This is a genomic window from Streptomyces sp. NPDC019890 (genome assembly GCF_044903445.1).
In the GTDB taxonomy this organism is placed as follows: domain Bacteria; phylum Actinomycetota; class Actinomycetes; order Streptomycetales; family Streptomycetaceae; genus Streptomyces.
Genome location: NZ_JBJDQK010000011.1, coordinates 261,055 through 275,841, shown reverse-complemented (window position 1 = coordinate 275,841; position 14,787 = coordinate 261,055). Strand labels below are relative to the sequence as shown.

At 67.6% G+C, this 14,787-nt stretch carries 9 protein-coding genes and 1 pseudogene; 3 read left to right on the top strand and 7 right to left on the bottom strand.

Annotated elements, in window-relative coordinates; all coding sequences use genetic code 11:
- Positions 1-620, top strand: a pseudogene (locus tag ACI2LP_RS27740) (DNA-binding protein); the annotation flags it as partial.
- A gap of 75 nt (positions 621-695) precedes the next feature.
- On the opposite strand, the gene ACI2LP_RS27735 reads toward ACI2LP_RS27740, so the two are convergent.
- Entirely contained in the window at positions 696-1,544 is an 849-nt protein-coding gene (locus ACI2LP_RS27735) for an SAM-dependent methyltransferase (RefSeq protein ID WP_404727243.1), read from the bottom strand.
- A gap of 186 nt (positions 1,545-1,730) precedes the next feature.
- Positions 1,731-2,654: a glutamate ABC transporter substrate-binding protein gene (locus ACI2LP_RS27730; RefSeq protein ID WP_404727242.1), complete on the bottom strand. Its 924-nt coding sequence runs from the start codon at positions 2,652-2,654 to the stop codon at positions 1,731-1,733.
- Positions 2,655-3,072: 418 nt separating this feature from the next.
- On the opposite strand from ACI2LP_RS27730, the gene ctaD reads away from it, so the two are divergent.
- Both ctaD and ACI2LP_RS27720 read left to right on the top strand, forming a co-directional pair.
- A complete protein-coding gene (gene ctaD, locus ACI2LP_RS27725) occupies positions 3,073-4,785 on the top strand; it encodes a cytochrome c oxidase subunit I (protein ID WP_404727241.1) in 1,713 nt (570 codons plus the stop codon).
- Complete coding sequence (locus tag ACI2LP_RS27720; protein ID WP_404727240.1) at positions 4,782-5,210, top strand: cytochrome c oxidase subunit 4; 429 nt, start codon at positions 4,782-4,784, stop codon at positions 5,208-5,210. Before ctaD ends, ACI2LP_RS27720 begins: the two co-directional genes overlap by 4 nt.
- Here the strand turns inward: ACI2LP_RS27720 and ACI2LP_RS27715 are convergent.
- The 5 genes from ACI2LP_RS27715 to ACI2LP_RS27695 all read right to left on the bottom strand — a co-directional run bounded on the left by ACI2LP_RS27715 (position 5,201) and on the right by ACI2LP_RS27695 (position 14,659).
- Complete coding sequence (locus ACI2LP_RS27715; protein WP_404727239.1) at positions 5,201-6,841, bottom strand: cytochrome bc complex cytochrome b subunit; 1,641 nt, start codon at positions 6,839-6,841, stop codon at positions 5,201-5,203. The genes ACI2LP_RS27720 and ACI2LP_RS27715 overlap by 10 nt on opposite strands.
- A gap of 309 nt (positions 6,842-7,150) precedes the next feature.
- The gene (locus ACI2LP_RS27710) at positions 7,151-8,845 is read right to left on the bottom strand and encodes a serine/threonine-protein kinase (RefSeq protein ID WP_404727238.1); all 1,695 of its coding nucleotides are present in this window, start codon (positions 8,843-8,845) and stop codon (positions 7,151-7,153) included.
- Positions 8,846-8,931: 86 nt separating this feature from the next.
- Positions 8,932-10,674: a DNA polymerase/3'-5' exonuclease PolX gene (polX, locus tag ACI2LP_RS27705; protein WP_404727237.1), complete on the bottom strand. Its 1,743-nt coding sequence runs from the start codon at positions 10,672-10,674 to the stop codon at positions 8,932-8,934.
- A gap of 66 nt (positions 10,675-10,740) precedes the next feature.
- The gene (locus ACI2LP_RS27700) at positions 10,741-13,200 is read right to left on the bottom strand and encodes a SpoIIE family protein phosphatase (RefSeq protein ID WP_404727236.1); all 2,460 of its coding nucleotides are present in this window, start codon (positions 13,198-13,200) and stop codon (positions 10,741-10,743) included.
- 112 nt (positions 13,201-13,312) lie between these two features.
- A complete protein-coding gene (locus tag ACI2LP_RS27695) occupies positions 13,313-14,659 on the bottom strand; it encodes a M64 family metallopeptidase (protein WP_404727235.1) in 1,347 nt (448 codons plus the stop codon).
- Positions 14,660-14,787 lie beyond the last annotated feature (128 nt).

The following is a 14,787-nucleotide window of genomic DNA, read 5'->3' as shown; positions in this document are numbered from 1 at the left end:
CCGTACTCGCCGCGATCGTGCTGTTCGTGATGATGCGCGGCATCCGCCGACACTACGACGCCATTGCCGCCGAACTCGCCGTCACCGACCCACGCGGCGAAATGGCACCGCCCTCCCGGGTGATGGCCATCGTGCTGGTCTCCACCATCCACAAGCCGACCCTGCGCGCCCTGGCCTATGCCCGCGCCTTCCGCCCGGACCACCTGGAAGCTCTCACCGTGGCGGTGGACCGCGACGCCTCCACCGCGCTCCAACGGCAGTGGGACGTCTACGGCATCGAGGTACCGCTCAAGGTCCTCGACTCCCCCTACCGCGAGATCACCCGGTCGGTCGTGGAGTACGTACGCTCCATCAGGCGCGACAGCCCACGGGACGTGGTCGCGGTCTTCATCCCCGAGTACGTCGTCGGCCACTGGTGGGAAGCCCTGCTGCACAACCAGTCCGCCCTGTGGCTCAAGAGCCGTCTGCTCTTCACCCCGGGCGTCATGGTGATCAGCGTCCCCTGGCAACTGAGCTCCGCCGCGGGAGCGGACCACCCCACCGCCCGCGCACCCGGCTCCGTCCGCCGCGGAGAACCCACCACGGAGCGCAAGAACGGCGAAGTCACCACGCACCGATAGCCGGGCCGGGCGCTCCCTGGGCCCGGCCCGCACGCTGCGCCGCGCACTTCCACATGCCGACGGACTGCCGCACCGTCAGGGCTTGCGCAGCACCCCGCCGTACTCGTAGATGCTCTTGTTGTTCTCGGTCGCGCCCAGGTAGGGGGCCAGGGGCTCCTGCACGGGGGCGAGTGCCGGCTGGTCGGGGTCCGGGCGCCAGGCAGCCAGATTGACCAGCCCCGGATCCACCGGCTCCAGCCCGTCGAGAAAGGCGTCGAATTCGGCCGGGGTGCGGGTCTGCCAGGGGATACCGCTGCCCGAGATGTGCGCGGACATCTCGGCGCCCCTGCCCGGGTCGTCCGCGACGACCTGGGAAAGGCCCAGGTAGCTGCCCGATGCCGCTCGGTCGATAACAGTGCGCAGGATCCGACGGGGATCGTCGGCATCCAAAAGATGGTGGACCACCGACAGGAACAGCACCGCGACGGGCTCGCGGAAGTCGATCAGTCGACGCACTTCGGGATGGTCGAGCACGGACTGCTGGTCCCGCATGTCAGCGGTGATGACGGTGGTGGACTCGTCGTCGGCCAGCAGCGCCCGGCCGTGTGCAAGCACGATCGGGTCGATGTCGACATAGACGACGCGGGCGTCCGGGGCGAAGCGCTGGGCGACCTGGTGGACATTGTTGTCGGTCGGCAGTCCGCAGCCCATGTCGAGGATCTGACGGATTCCCGCCTCCTGCGTCAGGTAGCGCACCGCGCGGAAGAGGAACTGGCGGTTCTGCCGGGCGATGTCCACGCACTCGGGGAAGCTCGGCAACGTGGAGAGGAGGAAGCTCCGGTCGATGTCGTAGTTGTCCTTGCCACCTAACATCCAGCCGTAGGCCCGTGCCGAGGTCGGCACGTCGAAGGGTATCGAGGCTGTCTCGGACCGATTGTCACTCACCACAGCGCGCTCTCCGCCTCTCCCGCATCCGTGCGGGCTGCCCAGCTCCGTCGTGGCGAGATTACCCCCGATCCACAACCGGGTGGGCCGATCGCCGATCTTCCCAACAAGCGGTTCTGCAACGGGGGTTGGCGGGAGGCCACGGCAGCCCCGGTTCCCCCTCGACGGCGCCGCGTGTACCTGGTGTCAGTAGCGCTCGACCATCGGCGGCCCCCAGTACTTGGACCCGGACAGACCGAGCGTCGCGTTGAATGCCGCCCGGTAGTCGCCGTTCTCGTCGTGCGCCTCGATGGCGTCCGCCACGGCCGCACGCAGGACCTTGTCATCCTTGTCCATGCCGATGCCGTAGGGCTCCTCGGTGAACCGCTGACCGACGACCTTCAGCTTGTCCGGGCGCTGGGCGGCGTATCCCATGAGGATGGCGTCGTCCGTGGTGACGGCATCGACCTTGTCGTCGAGCAGCTTCTGAACGCACTCCGTGTACTTGGCCGTCGCGACGGTCGTGGTGTTGTAGTCGGGCTTCTTGATCTCCCGCAGCGCGGTCGAGCCCTTGACCGAGCAGACCGTCTTGCCCTGCAGCGAGTACGGCCCCCCGATCGTCCTTTCGCCCTTGCGGACCAGGAGGTCGGCGCCCGCGATGAAGTACGGACCGGCGAACCCCACCTTCTTCTTGCGCTCGTCGTTCATCGTGTACGTGCCGACGTACAGGTCGACCTCGCCCTTCGCGATGGTGGTCTCGCGGACGCTGGTGTCGACCGTCTTGAACTCAATCATGTCGGGCGAGAACCCGAGGTCGGCCGCGATCATCTTCGCGATCTCGATGTCGAAACCGCTGCGCTTGCCGTCCTTCTCCTCGAAGCCGAGAAACGGCTGGTCGTTCTTGGCACCGATGACGAGCTTGCCGGCCTTCTGAGCCTTCCGCAGGGTCGGAGAGTCGATCTTGACGTTCGTGGCGACCTTGTACGTGGGCAGTGACGGCCGAGCCACGCCGTCCGCGCTGCCGGTGGGCTTGCCATCGGCATCGTCGGACGTGCCACCACAGGCGGTTGCGGTGAGGGCGATCGCAAGAGCAGCGATCGCCGCGGCCGTGGCGGACTTGTGCGGCTTCATGGTGGGACGTCCTTAGGTTCAGCAGATGCAAAGATTCGGCGGCGTGGGGAGACAGGGCATCGCCATGCGGCGTCGCGTGCCAGTAGTACAAGATCTTCAACAGGCAGCCCTCGGCGCGCTCGCTGCGCGGGGTGCCGGAGAACTCCACGGCGCCTCCTCGAATGGGAGGACAGTAAGGACACAATCCGCTCGGCGTCATTACATCTGAGGAAAACTTGAGCATCACGGTCCGGCCACGAATCGGATATCTCCGGTACGGATCCGAATGAGTGCCGTATGTCGTCAGATGCACCCCTTGAGCCGGTGAACTGACGAAATTCGGGGCTTCCTCCGCCAGTCGTACACACCATCCGTGATCCGAGGCTCCACCATCGATGCCGAAGCCGGAAGTTGCCGTACCAGGGCGGACGGGGAATCGATGTCGCAGGACCAGCGGGAAGCCACGTCGGCAGAGGCAGTCACCAACCGAAGAATCAGTGCGGGCGTCCGGCTCATGGGCTGGCTGACGACCACGGACCACAAGGTCATCGGCAACCTCTATATGGTCACCGCGTTCGGATTCTTTCTGCTGGCCGGGCTGCTGGCGATGCTGATGCGGGCGGAGCTGGCCCGCCCCGGCCTGCAGATCGTCAGCGCCGCGCAGTACAACCAGCTGTTCACCGTGCACGGCACGATCATGATGCTGTTGTTCGCCACGCCGATGTTCGCCGGGTTCGCGAACGCCGTCATGCCGCTGCAGATCGGCTCACCCGACGTCGCTTTCCCCCGCCTCAATGCGCTGACGTACTGGCTCTTTCTCTTCGGCGGGCTGATCGTCGTGTCCGGATTCGTCGTCCCGGGCGGCGCGGCGGCCTTCGGTTGGTTCGCCTATGCGCCGCTGAACAGTGCCGTGTTCTCGCCGGGCCCCGGCGGTGACCTGTGGACCATGGGCCTGGTGCTCTCCGGGCTCAGTACGACACTGGGAGCCGTCAATTTCGTCGCGACCATCGTCTGTCTGCGCGCGCCCGGGATGACGATGTTCCGCATGCCGATCTTCACCTGGAACGTGCTCTTCACGTCCATCCTGGCGTTGCTGGCCTTCCCGGTGCTCACCGCCGCCCTGCTCGTTCTCGAAGCCGACCGGAAATTCGGGGCCCTTGTCTTCGACTCGGCCAACGGCGGCGCGTTGCTGTGGCAGCACATGTTCTGGTTCTTCGGCCACCCGGAGGTCTATATCGTCGCCTTGCCGTTCTTCGGTGTGGTGAGCGAGATCATCCCCGTGTTCAGCCGAAAACCCATGTTCGGCTATGTCGGCATGGTCGGTGCCACGATCGCCATCACCATGCTCTCGGCGGTCGTGTGGGCCCATCACATGTTCGCCACGGGAGCCGTGCTGCTGCCGTTCTTCGCCGTCATGTCGTTCATCATCGCCGTGCCCACGGGGGTCAAGTTCTTCAACTGGATCGGCACCATGTGGAACGGCAGCCTCTCGTTCGAGACGCCGATGCTCTGGTCGATCGGATTCCTCGTGACCTTCCTGCTCGGCGGCCTCAGCGGAGTGCTGATCGCCTCGCCCCCGATGGACTTCCACCTCACCGACTCTTACTTCATCGTGGCCCACCTCCACTACGTGCTGTTCGGGACGGTGGTCTTCGCGATGTTCGCCGGGTTCTACTTCTGGTGGCCCAAATGGACGGGACGCATGCTCGACGAGCGGCTCGGGAAGATCCACTTCTGGACCCTGTTCATCGGCTTCCAGACCACCTTTCTGGTCCAGCACTGGCTGGGAGAGAGCGGAATGCCACGACGTTACGCCGACTACCTGGCGGCCGACGGCTTCACCCTCCTCAACACCATTTCCTCCATCGGCTCGTTTCTGCTGGGCCTGTCCACCCTGCCGTTTCTGTACAACGTGTGGCGCACCCATCGGTACGCGCCCAGGGTCGAGCTGGACGACCCCTGGGGGTTCGGCCGGTCGCTCGAGTGGGCGACTTCCTGCCCGCCACCGCGTCACAATTTCCGGGCTCTGCCGCGCGTGCGCTCCGACTCCCCGGTATTCGACCTGAACCACCCCGCCGTGACGGAGAAACCATCCATGGACCGGGGTGGCACCCCACCGGTTCCGGACACCCTGGGGGACGCGGGCGCATGAAGACCGAGGCCATCCTCTTCGCCGGGGTCGCGGCGTTCTTTCTCGTGACCGATGTTCTCTACGCCGTGTGGTCCAAGGATCCGGCGGGCACGGCGGCGCTCACCGTCGCCTTCCTCATGGCGTCGCTCATTTCCTTCGTCTTCGCCATGAACTACCGCAGGAAGGGCCTCCGCCCCGAGGACCGCAAGGAGTCTGACGTACGCGAACGGGCCGGGCTGGTGGACTTCTTTCCTCCGCACAGCGCCTGGCCGGTGCAGATCGCGGCCGGTGCGGCCGTACTCGCACTCGGAACGGTCTTCGGACTGTGGCTCTTTCTGATCGGGCTGGGTATGGCGCTGGCGGGAGTGTGCGGAATGGTGTTCCAGTTCGCCCGGCCCGGCTGGAGAGTTCCGCCCGGTACCGGACAGCCGGGGTCTCACTCCTGACGGTCGCCGACCGGCTCCGGCGGCGCCGTTCGCTCCGCGATGACGGACCGCTGCTCGTCCGTGGCCGGCAGATCGACGCGGTCTCCGTAGTACCAGCTGCTCAGAGCGGCCCTCAGACGCCGGCGACGCGGGAGTGCGCCCTCCTCGGGCAGCTCCAGGGGCTTGGGGACCTCTCGCATCAAGAGGCGGTAGCGGGCGGCCGGATCGAGGTCGCGATGACTCTCCCCGAGTCCGCCGTAGGGCGACTGAGTCACCTGACCGGTCTCCTCCCCCTCGGTCAGCCGTCGTCGGTCACGCACCTGAAGAGCGAGACAGAGGCGCTTGGTCACGGCGAAGGCCAGCAGCGGAGCGAGAACGAGGGCGATCCGGAGGATCCAGGTCATGGTGTTGACGGACACGCGGAAGGAGAAGGCAATGACGTCGTTGCCACCCGCCGCCAGCAGCACGGCGTAGAAAACAACGGCCGCCACGCCGAGTCCTGTACGGGCCGGGCGGTTGCGTGGCCGATCGCACAGATGGTGTTCGCTGCGGTCGCCCGTCACCCACTTCTCGAAGAAGGGATAGAGAAACAGGATCGTGAACACGACGCCGGGCAGCACCACCGCCGGAATGAAGACATTCCACATGATCGTGTGTCCCGCGATATTGGTCTCCCAGGGCGGCATCAACCGCATCGCACCCTCCAGGAAACCGACGTACCAGTCCGGCTGTGCGTCACCGGAGACCTGGTCGCCGCGGTAGGGGCCGTAGTTCCACACGGGGTTGATCTGCGCGAGCCCTCCCATAAGTGTCAGGACGGCGAAGACCATGAGGAAGAAGCCGGTGGTCTTCGCGGTGAACTGAGGGAACATCGGCTGACCGACGGCGTTCCTGTTGGTCTTGCCCTGGGCGGCCCAGTGCGTGTGTTTGAGATACACGATCAGGAAGAGGTGCGCGGCGATCAGGGCCACGAGGAGGCCCGGAACGAGCAGGACGTGGACGATGTACAGGCGGGGGATGATGACCATGCCCGGGAACTGTCCGCCGAAGACCGCCATCTCCAGGTTCGTACCGATGAGCGGGATGGACCCCACGATCGTGGCCGCTGTCCTGAGACCGGTTCCGGACAACAGATCGTCGGGCAGGGAGTAGCCCGCGAACCCTTCGAGGAGCGCGAGGAGAAACAGCGACACGCCAACGATCCAGTTGCCCTCCCGCGGCTTGCGGAAGGCACCGGTGAACAGGATCCGCAGCATATGGACGGCGATGGCGGCGAGGAACACCAGTGCCGCCCAGTGGTGGATCTGACGGATCAGCAGGCCTCCGCGCACGGCGAAGCTGATGGTGAGGGTGGTGGTGTACGCCTGCGTCATCCGCTGGCCCACCAGAGGCGTATAGGGGCCGGTGTAGACGGTCTCCACCATGCTCGGGTCGAAGAAGAGCGTGAGATAGATGCCGGTCAGGATGAGCACCACGAAGGAGTACAGGGCCACTTCACCGAGCAGGAAGGACCAGTGGTCGGGAAAGGCCTTGCGCAGCAACTGCCTGGCCAGCTCGGTGACGGGCAGCCGGCCGTCCACCGCCGTGAACCCGCGGACGGCCGCATCCTCGGCCCTTGCCTTCAACTGCGCCTTGCGCCTTCGAAGGGGCATGCACCACTCTCCCGACGATCCTGTTCCCATGCGCCCCGTTTGCGCCGTTTCGTGTTACATGGGTAACCCCCGGTGCACGGAATCAATCGCGCCGACGCGCCGGGGCGGGATACGGGCTGCGGCAATCAGGTGCCTGAGCACCGGGCGTGCTGCGCCGTACGGACGGGTCCTCCGTTACGAGCGGATCTTCCGGGAGTCGATGAGAAAGCGCGGCCAGACGGTTGGGCGGCCACCATCGGGCTCGCGCCGGCTGTGGTCGGCGAGGAGCCTCGCACTACCCCAGGACGGACGCTGCTCGGTCGTCGGCGGTCAGTTCTCGGCCGCCACCTTGTTCAGCACCGAACCGCTGAAGTCCGCGGCGAGATACCCCGACGAGCTGTATTCATCAATGAGATACACGTTCACTGTCGGCACCGCCTCGAAAACGGGGCCGCGAACGATGACGTAACGCATCGTCGGACGGGAGATACCGAGTTCCTGGTCGGCCTTCTTGATGAGCGCGGGGAGGGTGTCCCAGTTGACCTTGCTGACATCTATCGGACCCGAATCGGAGTCGAAGACCGTGCCACCCGGGCCCTCGCTCGCAGCGTAGCCGTTGCGGAACACATAGCGGTCGTACTTCTTCCGGCTGCCCTGGACCGGGACTTCGGCGATCGCATAGTCCTTGTACACGGTGAATTCGAAGAACTTCGTGGTCCGCGTCTTGGCTTTCAACGCCTTGATAGCGTCCCGCACCCCGGCAGGTGTGAGCAGGTTCTCGGTCTCCTTGGACGGCGGCAGCGAGACCTTGTCCGGCTGCGGGGTGCCGGTCGCGCCGCCCGTGGCACCGCTGGTGGATGTGGAGGTGGCCTTCGGCTTCGCCTTCGCCGAACCATGCTGGTCAGGGATGACTTTCAGCACGATCACCGACACCGCGATGATCGCAGCGGCGGCGCTCACCGCGACCGCCGTCCTTTTCCACGGTTTCCGCGGCGGTCGGCCAAGCGCATCGGGAACGGTGCCGACGGGCAGCGGAGGGCCGAAGCCGGGCCGGCCGATGTCCGGGGGAGGCGGGCCGTAGGAGCCGTACGACCCGTACGGGCCGGACTGCACCGGCTGCACCGGCGCCGTGGCCTGCGGTACGGACGGCGCGGCGGCCGGGGGCGCAGGCGGCCGGCGCAGGGCATCGCTTCCGGCGTCGGCGAGCATCCGCTCCACCTGCGCCGCGTCGGGACGCGCTGCCGCATCTCGTACGAGCAGGGCGTTCAGCACGGGGGTGAGCGCTCCGGACCGCACCGGCGCCGGTATCGGGTCGTCGAGAACCGCGACCAGCGTCGACATGCTCGTTGCCCGCCGCAGGGGGTGCCCTCCCTCCAGTGCGACATAGAGCAGCATGCCGAGGGACCACAGGTCGGAGGCCGGGTTCCCCTCCTCGCCACGGATGCGCTCGGGGGCGATGTACTCGGGCGAGCCGATGAGGTCGCCCGTAGCCGTCAGACTGGTGGACTCGCGCAACGCAGCGATGCCGAAGTCCGTCAGGACGGGGCTGCCGTCCTGACGGAGCAGGACGTTGGCGGGCTTCACATCCCGGTGCTGGATGCCCTCGGCGTGGGCGGCCCGGAGGGCGGCCAGCACACCGCGGCCGACCGTCAGCGCCTCGGGGACGGTCAACGGGCCCTGGACGAGCCGGTCGTGCAGGGACTGCCCGCGCACCAGCTCCATGACGATCCACGGATAGGGGCCGTCGGCGCTTTCCACGATGTGGTGGATGGTGACCACATGCGGGTGGGCGAGGCGGGCGAGCGCCCGCGCCTCGCGGAGTACGCGTTCGCTGAGCATGCGCGTGCGGGCGGGGTCCGCATCCTGCATCGCCGGATCCGCGGGGCGCACCTCCTTCAGCGCCACTTCGCGGTGCAGCACGATGTCGCGAGCCCGCCACACGGTACCCATGCCGCCACTGCCGAGCCTGCCCAGCAATTCGAAACGGCCGTCGATGAGCCGTCTGTCGGCCCCCCTGGTGTTCATAGCGGGTCAGCTTACGAGGCGTGGCACCGCCGCTTCCCGGCGGACCTGCCCGCACTCGGTGCCCCGCGGCAGTTCACGCGCGGCACTCATGGTTCCTGCGCCCGAGTGCGTCCCTTGCGCAGGAAACGGCGCAGCTTCGTCAGCGGCCAGGTGTTGATGACCTCGTCCTTCGTCAGCCATCCACGCTGCGCCGTGCCAACCCCGTAACGCATATAGGGCAGATGCGTGACGGAGTGCGCGTCGGAGTTCACCGCGAACGTCACGCCGTACCGTTTCGCCCGCAGGATGTCTTCGTCGCGGAGGTCGAGGCGCTCCGGATGCGCGTTGATCTCCAGGGCGGTCCCCGTTCGGGCGCAGGCTTCGAAGACCGCGTCGAAGTCGGCGTCGATGCCGGGGCGCTTGCCGATCAGCCGGGTGGTCGGATGGCCGATGACGGCAACGTACGGGTTCTCACAGGCGCGCACGATGCGGCGGGTCAGGGCCTGCCGGCTCTGGTTGAAGTGTGAGTGCACGGAGGCCACGCACAGGTCGAAGCCCTCCAGGAAGTCGTCGGGCCAGTCGACGTCGCCCTCCGGGCCGATGTTGAGTTCCGTGCCGTGCAGCAGCCGCATCCCGCGGTGGCTGCGGTCGAGTTCCCGTACGCGCTCACGCTGCGCGAGGATCTTCTCGTCCGTCATGCGCTGCATGTACAGGTTCGGGGCGTGGTCGGTGACGGCGTAGTACGCATAGCCGCGGGCCGCAGCGGCGGCGACCATGTCCTCCAGGGAGGCGAGGCCGTCGGTCAGGTCGGTGTGGGTGTGCAGGTCACCTTTGATGTCACTCTCGGCCAGGATGGCGGGGAGTTCGCCGCGCAGTGCGGCCGCGATCTCGCCCCGGTCCTCACGCAGGGGCGGCGGGATCCACGGCAGGCCGAGCCGGGCGTAGATGTCCTCCTCCTTCTCCGAGGCGATCATCCTTCCGCTCTCGGCGTCGAAGAGCCCGTACTCGGACAGTTTGAGCTTGCCGCGCACCGCCATCTCGCGGGTGCGGATGTTGTGCGCCTTGGAACCGGTGAAGTACTGCAGTCCCGCTCCCCAGGAGACGGGTGGCAGTACCCGCAGATCCACCTGGAGGCCCTTGGTGGTACGGATGGACGTCTTCTTCTCCCCGTACGCGATGACCTCGGCCGTGTGCGGAAAACTGCCGAGGGCCGCCATGAACGGCGCCGACTCCTCCGCGGCCACCAGGATGTCGATGTCCCCGATCGTCTCCCTCATGCGGCGCAGCGAGCCCGCGTAGGTGCACCGTTCACATCCGGGGATCCCCGACAGCTCGGAGACGATCTGCTCGGCGACGTCCATGGCGGCGCCGATGAGGATCCGGCCGTCACCGGCCTGCTGCATCAGGGAGATGCCGTGGAGTATGTTCTCCTCGGTCTTCTCGCCGAAGCCCTTGAGGTCGCGCAACCGCTCCTCGTGGATGGCGTCCAGCAGCTGGTCCACGGAGGAGATGTTCAGCTCTTCGTGGAGGACCATCGCCTTCTTGGGACCGAGCGTGGGGATCGTGATCAGCTCGCGGACGCCCGCGGGGATCGACGTCCTCGTCTCCTCGATGGTGGCGATCTGGCCGGAGCGCAGGTATTCGACGATCTTGTCGGCGATCGACTTGCCGACGTTGGGGATCTCCCGCAGTCCCTTGGCATCGAGCTTCGAGACGTCCGCGTGGTAGCCGCCGATGGCACGGGCGGCCTTCTCGTAGGCACGTGCCTTGAAGGCGTCCCCGCCGCTGATCGCGATGAGGTCGGCGTACTCCTGGAGCAGCGCTTCGACCTCCTCATTGGCTCGGACCATAACTCCAGGGTGCTCCGATACCGGCGGGCAGGCACGTCTGGGAGCGACGCCGCACGCCCGCCCCGCTCACGCGAGCATGGCCGTTCGGTCGTCCGGCCCGGGCAGCGCCTGTTCCGTCCAGATGGTCTTGCCCGAGCGGCTGTAGCGCGTCCCCCATCGCTGGACGAGCTGGGCCACGATGAACAGACCTCGCCCGCCTTCGTCGTCGTCCGCGCTGTGGCGCAGGTGCGGGGATGTGTGGCCGGTGTCCGCGACCTCGCACACGAGCGTGCGGTCGTGAATGAGCCGCAGGTACAGCGGGCCTTCGGCATACCTGACGGCGTTGGTGACCAACTCGCTGACGATCAGCTCGGTGGAGAACACCAGTTCCTCGAGCCCCCAGTCACGCAGCCTGTCGGCGACCAGCTCCCGGGCGCGGCCGACCGAGACCGGTTCGGCCGGCAGGTCCCAGGCGGCGACCCGGTGGGCGTCGAGCTCCCGGGTGCGCACCAGCAGCAGTGCCGTGTCATCGGTGGTCGTTCCGGCCGGCAGCAGTTCCGAGACGACACGATCGCACAGGTCCTCCAGGGACCCGTGGTCCTCGCCGAGAACCCTCCCCAGGATTTCCATCCCCTCGTCGATGTCCCGGTCGCGCGACTCCACCAGACCGTCCGTGAAGAGCACCACCAGGCTGCCCACCGGCAGTTCCATCTCGACGGACTCGAACGGCAGCCCGCCGAGCCCGAGCGGCGGGCCGGCCGGCAGATCCGGGAAGGTGACACGGCCGTCGGGGTAGACGACCGCGGGCGGCAGATGGCCCGCGCGGGCCATGGTGCAGCGCCGCGACACCGGGTCGTAGACCACGTAGAGGCAGGTCGCTCCGGTGGCCACGTCGTCGCTGTCGGCGGACGTGTCACGGACGTCCGCCGAGTCCTGCGCGGACTGCCCCACCAGGTCGTCGAGCCGCTTGAGAAGATCGTCGGGAGGTATGTCCAGGGGAGCGAGCGCGCGTACGGTCGTACGCAACCGGCCCATGGTGGCCGCGGCGTGCAGCCCGTGGCCGACCACGTCCCCGACCACGAGTCCGACGCGCGTTCCGGACAGCGGGATGGCGTCGAACCAGTCTCCGCCCACACCGGTCAGGTCGTCGGTGGGCAGGTAGCGATGGGCCAGATCCACCGCCGAGTTCGGTGGCAGGTGCTGTGGGAGCAGCTGACGCTGGAGGGCGAGGGCCGCGGCGCGTTCGCGGGTGAAGCGGCGGGCGTTGTCGATGCACACCGCTGCCCGGGTGACCAGCTCGTCCGCCAGGGCGACGGCACCGCTGTCGAAGATGCCGGGCCCGCTGCTGCGGACGAAAGTGACAAGCCCCAGGGCGTTGCCCCCGGCTCGCAACGGCACGACCAGGGTGTTTTCGTCCAGCACGAGCCCGCCCGAGGCGAGGCTGCGGAGCTGGGGCGAGCCGGTCGGGTACGTCACCGGGCCCGGCGGACGAACCAGCTGCCCCCCGGCCGCCGGCGTGCCGTCGGCAGGGGTCGGGCCCGTACTGTCGGCAGTGGCCGAGCGCGAGGCGGTGCGGATCAGTTGCGTCCCCGCCATGCCGGTGGCGTCCGGCAGCTCCCCTTCCAGTACCGCGGCGGCGATGTCGACCTCGACCGCGTCGGCAAACTCGGGGACCGCCACCCCGACCAGTTCCTCCGTCGTGATGACGACGTCCAATGTGGTGCCGACCTGACGGCCCGCCTCGACGAGCAGGTTCAGCTGCTGCTGAGCCTTGTAGCGCTCGGTGATGTCGAAGGCGTCCTCGCACACGCCGAACACATAGCCGTCGGAATCCTGCAGCCGGTAGTAGGAGCAGGACCACAGGTGGTCCAGCCCTGGGTCGCTGGGCTGCTGTCCGCGGAAGTGCAGGTCGAGGAACGGCTCGCCGGTCTCCAGTACGTGCCGGATGACCGCGTCGAGTGTCTTCGGATACCCCGGTGTCACGAACCTGCCCTCGGGGTAGAGCTCATCGCCCCGCTTGCCGCGGAACGCGGCGAACGGAAGCCCGATCTCCTCTTCGTAGGCAGCGTTGCACCAGGTCAGATGGAGGTCGGTGTCATGGATGGCGAGGCCGACGGGCGACTGGGTGGCCAGACCGTGCAGCATGGCCAGCTGGGACTCCCACTCGATGAGCCCCTCGCGCTCTGCCGCCACCAGGACACGTTCGGCCACTCCGGCGTCGGACAGCGGACAGACCGCGGTGACAAGCAGCACGCGGTGGCCGTCCCGGTGGACGGCGACGCATTCGTCACCCTCCTCCAACGGCGAGACGGTCGGCCCGGCCGAACGATCGACGGACTCGGGTGCGGCCCGGGACTCGGTCGCCGGCTTCAGAAACGTGCTCAGCGGCTGCCCGATGATCTCCTGCGGCCGGTAGCCGAGCAGGCGCTGTGCCGCGGGACTCCAGCCAATGACGGTGCCGCGGCTGTCCAGCACAATCGTGGCCGCCCTGGTGACGTCCAGGGGACCACGGAAATCGCCGTTCCCAGCCGCCTTCCCTGCGCTCATGGCGCCCCACCGGCCCGCTTTCATCACGTCCAGAATCCGCCTGCTACCGGGCCCGCGCAACAGCGGAAACCGCACCATTGGGCGGTGCGGTCTCCGGATCGTGCGGGTGGTGTCAGAGGCGGATCTTCCAGCTTGTGGAGGACTTCAGCGTCCCGGCGATCTTCGGATCCCGCACCGAGGGCGTACGGTCCTGCGCGGTGACCGACAACGTGTGCGTGCGCTGATCGATCAGCCGCAGGGCCAGGTCGGACACCCGCACCTGGGTACGGCCCGCGAAGCGCTTCAACTCCCTGCCGTCCAGATACCAGCGGATCCTGAGCTGACGCCCGTCCGCGCCGGTCAGCCGGGGTACGGCGGCCTTCGCGGTGTCTCGCAGCCGGAGGCTGCGTCCGGTGGGGGTGACGGGGGTGACGATCTTCGCATGACGGTAGAAGCCGGCGATCATCGCCTCGACACCGGGCAGGTTGAAGGGCTTGCCGAGGACACGCATCAGGGAACTGTCGGTGGGCCGGTTCAGCCCCGTGACGTAGTAGCCCCCGCCTTCGTACGTGCCGACCGTGCCGCCGTCGGGCGACTCCTCGCCGAGCCAGCGGTACCACTTGGCGCGCTGCCCGGACATGTCCCCGGCGGCCAGCGTGGAGATATTGGAGTCGGCGGGCTCGGGGCCCGGGTACTGCTCGTAGCCCGGGTAGCCGGGGTAGAAGTACTCATCGGCGAGCTTGCCCAGCGAGTGGCCCGTCTCGTGGATGGCGACCTGGCCGGACTTGTCGTTGCCCGCCGAGGCGGTCGAGATGCCTTCGTAGCCGAGGGTCGCGCTCGGCTCGTTGTAACCCGCACCGCCGTACTTGGCACTGTTGGCGAGGACGAGCACCAAGTCGGCCTCCGGCGCCTTCGCCACATACCCGTCGACCTTGGCCTGGTCGATGCACAGCAGCCGCTCGATGTCGTCGCACCAGAAATACGAGCCCAGGGCGGTGTCCCGGACGACGTCTTTCCCGGGGTCGCCGGAGACGCCGGACTGGTTCGACACGGCGTCGACCGTCCAGACGTTGAAGAGGTTCTGGTAGGTCGTGTACGGCTCGACGGCCGCCACCTCGGCCCATTTCTCCTTCGCGTCGATGTGGAACTGGTCCAGCTCGGCGGCGGTGTAGCCGTCCCCGACGACGACGATGTCCAGCCGGTCGCCGGTGGAGCCGTTGTCGATCAGCTTGGTGACCTCGCCGTCGGCTGCCTCCTCGGCCGCCGAGAGCCGGGAGGGCGGCCGGTCACGGCCCTCCTGCGGTACGTGTGTGTGGCCGGATCCGGCGGCTGTGCCGTGTTGGGGGCCGGGTATCTCGACCTCGACCCCGCCGGGTGGTGCCGGATCCGCGGCCGCGCTGCCGGGTGCGGTGGCCAGTGCGGCCGCGAGCGCAGCGGCCACGCCGACCGCCGCGATAACTCTGCGCCGTGCTGAACTCATGAAGTCCTCCCCCTGATACGGAAGTTAAGTAACCGAGTAAGTGCGATGAACTGGAGGCTTAAACTAGGGGGCGGAACAAGACGTGCGCAATCCCTGATGCCCCTGAATACTGGGGAGTTCAAGAACCT

Excerpts from the sequence above, each read along its gene's own strand:
- ACI2LP_RS27730 (WP_404727242.1), bottom strand. The coding sequence starts at position 2,654 with ATGAAGCCGCACAAGTCCGCCACGGCCGCGGCGATCGCTGCTCTTGCG.
- ctaD (WP_404727241.1), top strand. The coding sequence starts at position 3,073 with ATGTCGCAGGACCAGCGGGAAGCCACGTCGGCAGAGGCAGTCACCAAC.
- ACI2LP_RS27720 (WP_404727240.1), top strand. The coding sequence starts at position 4,782 with ATGAAGACCGAGGCCATCCTCTTCGCCGGGGTCGCGGCGTTCTTTCTC.
- ACI2LP_RS27715 (WP_404727239.1), bottom strand. The coding sequence starts at position 6,841 with ATGCCCCTTCGAAGGCGCAAGGCGCAGTTGAAGGCAAGGGCCGAGGAT.
- ACI2LP_RS27710 (WP_404727238.1), bottom strand. The coding sequence starts at position 8,845 with ATGAACACCAGGGGGGCCGACAGACGGCTCATCGACGGCCGTTTCGAA.
- polX (WP_404727237.1), bottom strand. The coding sequence starts at position 10,674 with ATGGTCCGAGCCAATGAGGAGGTCGAAGCGCTGCTCCAGGAGTACGCC.
- ACI2LP_RS27700 (WP_404727236.1), bottom strand. The coding sequence starts at position 13,200 with ATGAGCGCAGGGAAGGCGGCTGGGAACGGCGATTTCCGTGGTCCCCTG.
- ACI2LP_RS27695 (WP_404727235.1), bottom strand. The coding sequence starts at position 14,659 with ATGAGTTCAGCACGGCGCAGAGTTATCGCGGCGGTCGGCGTGGCCGCT.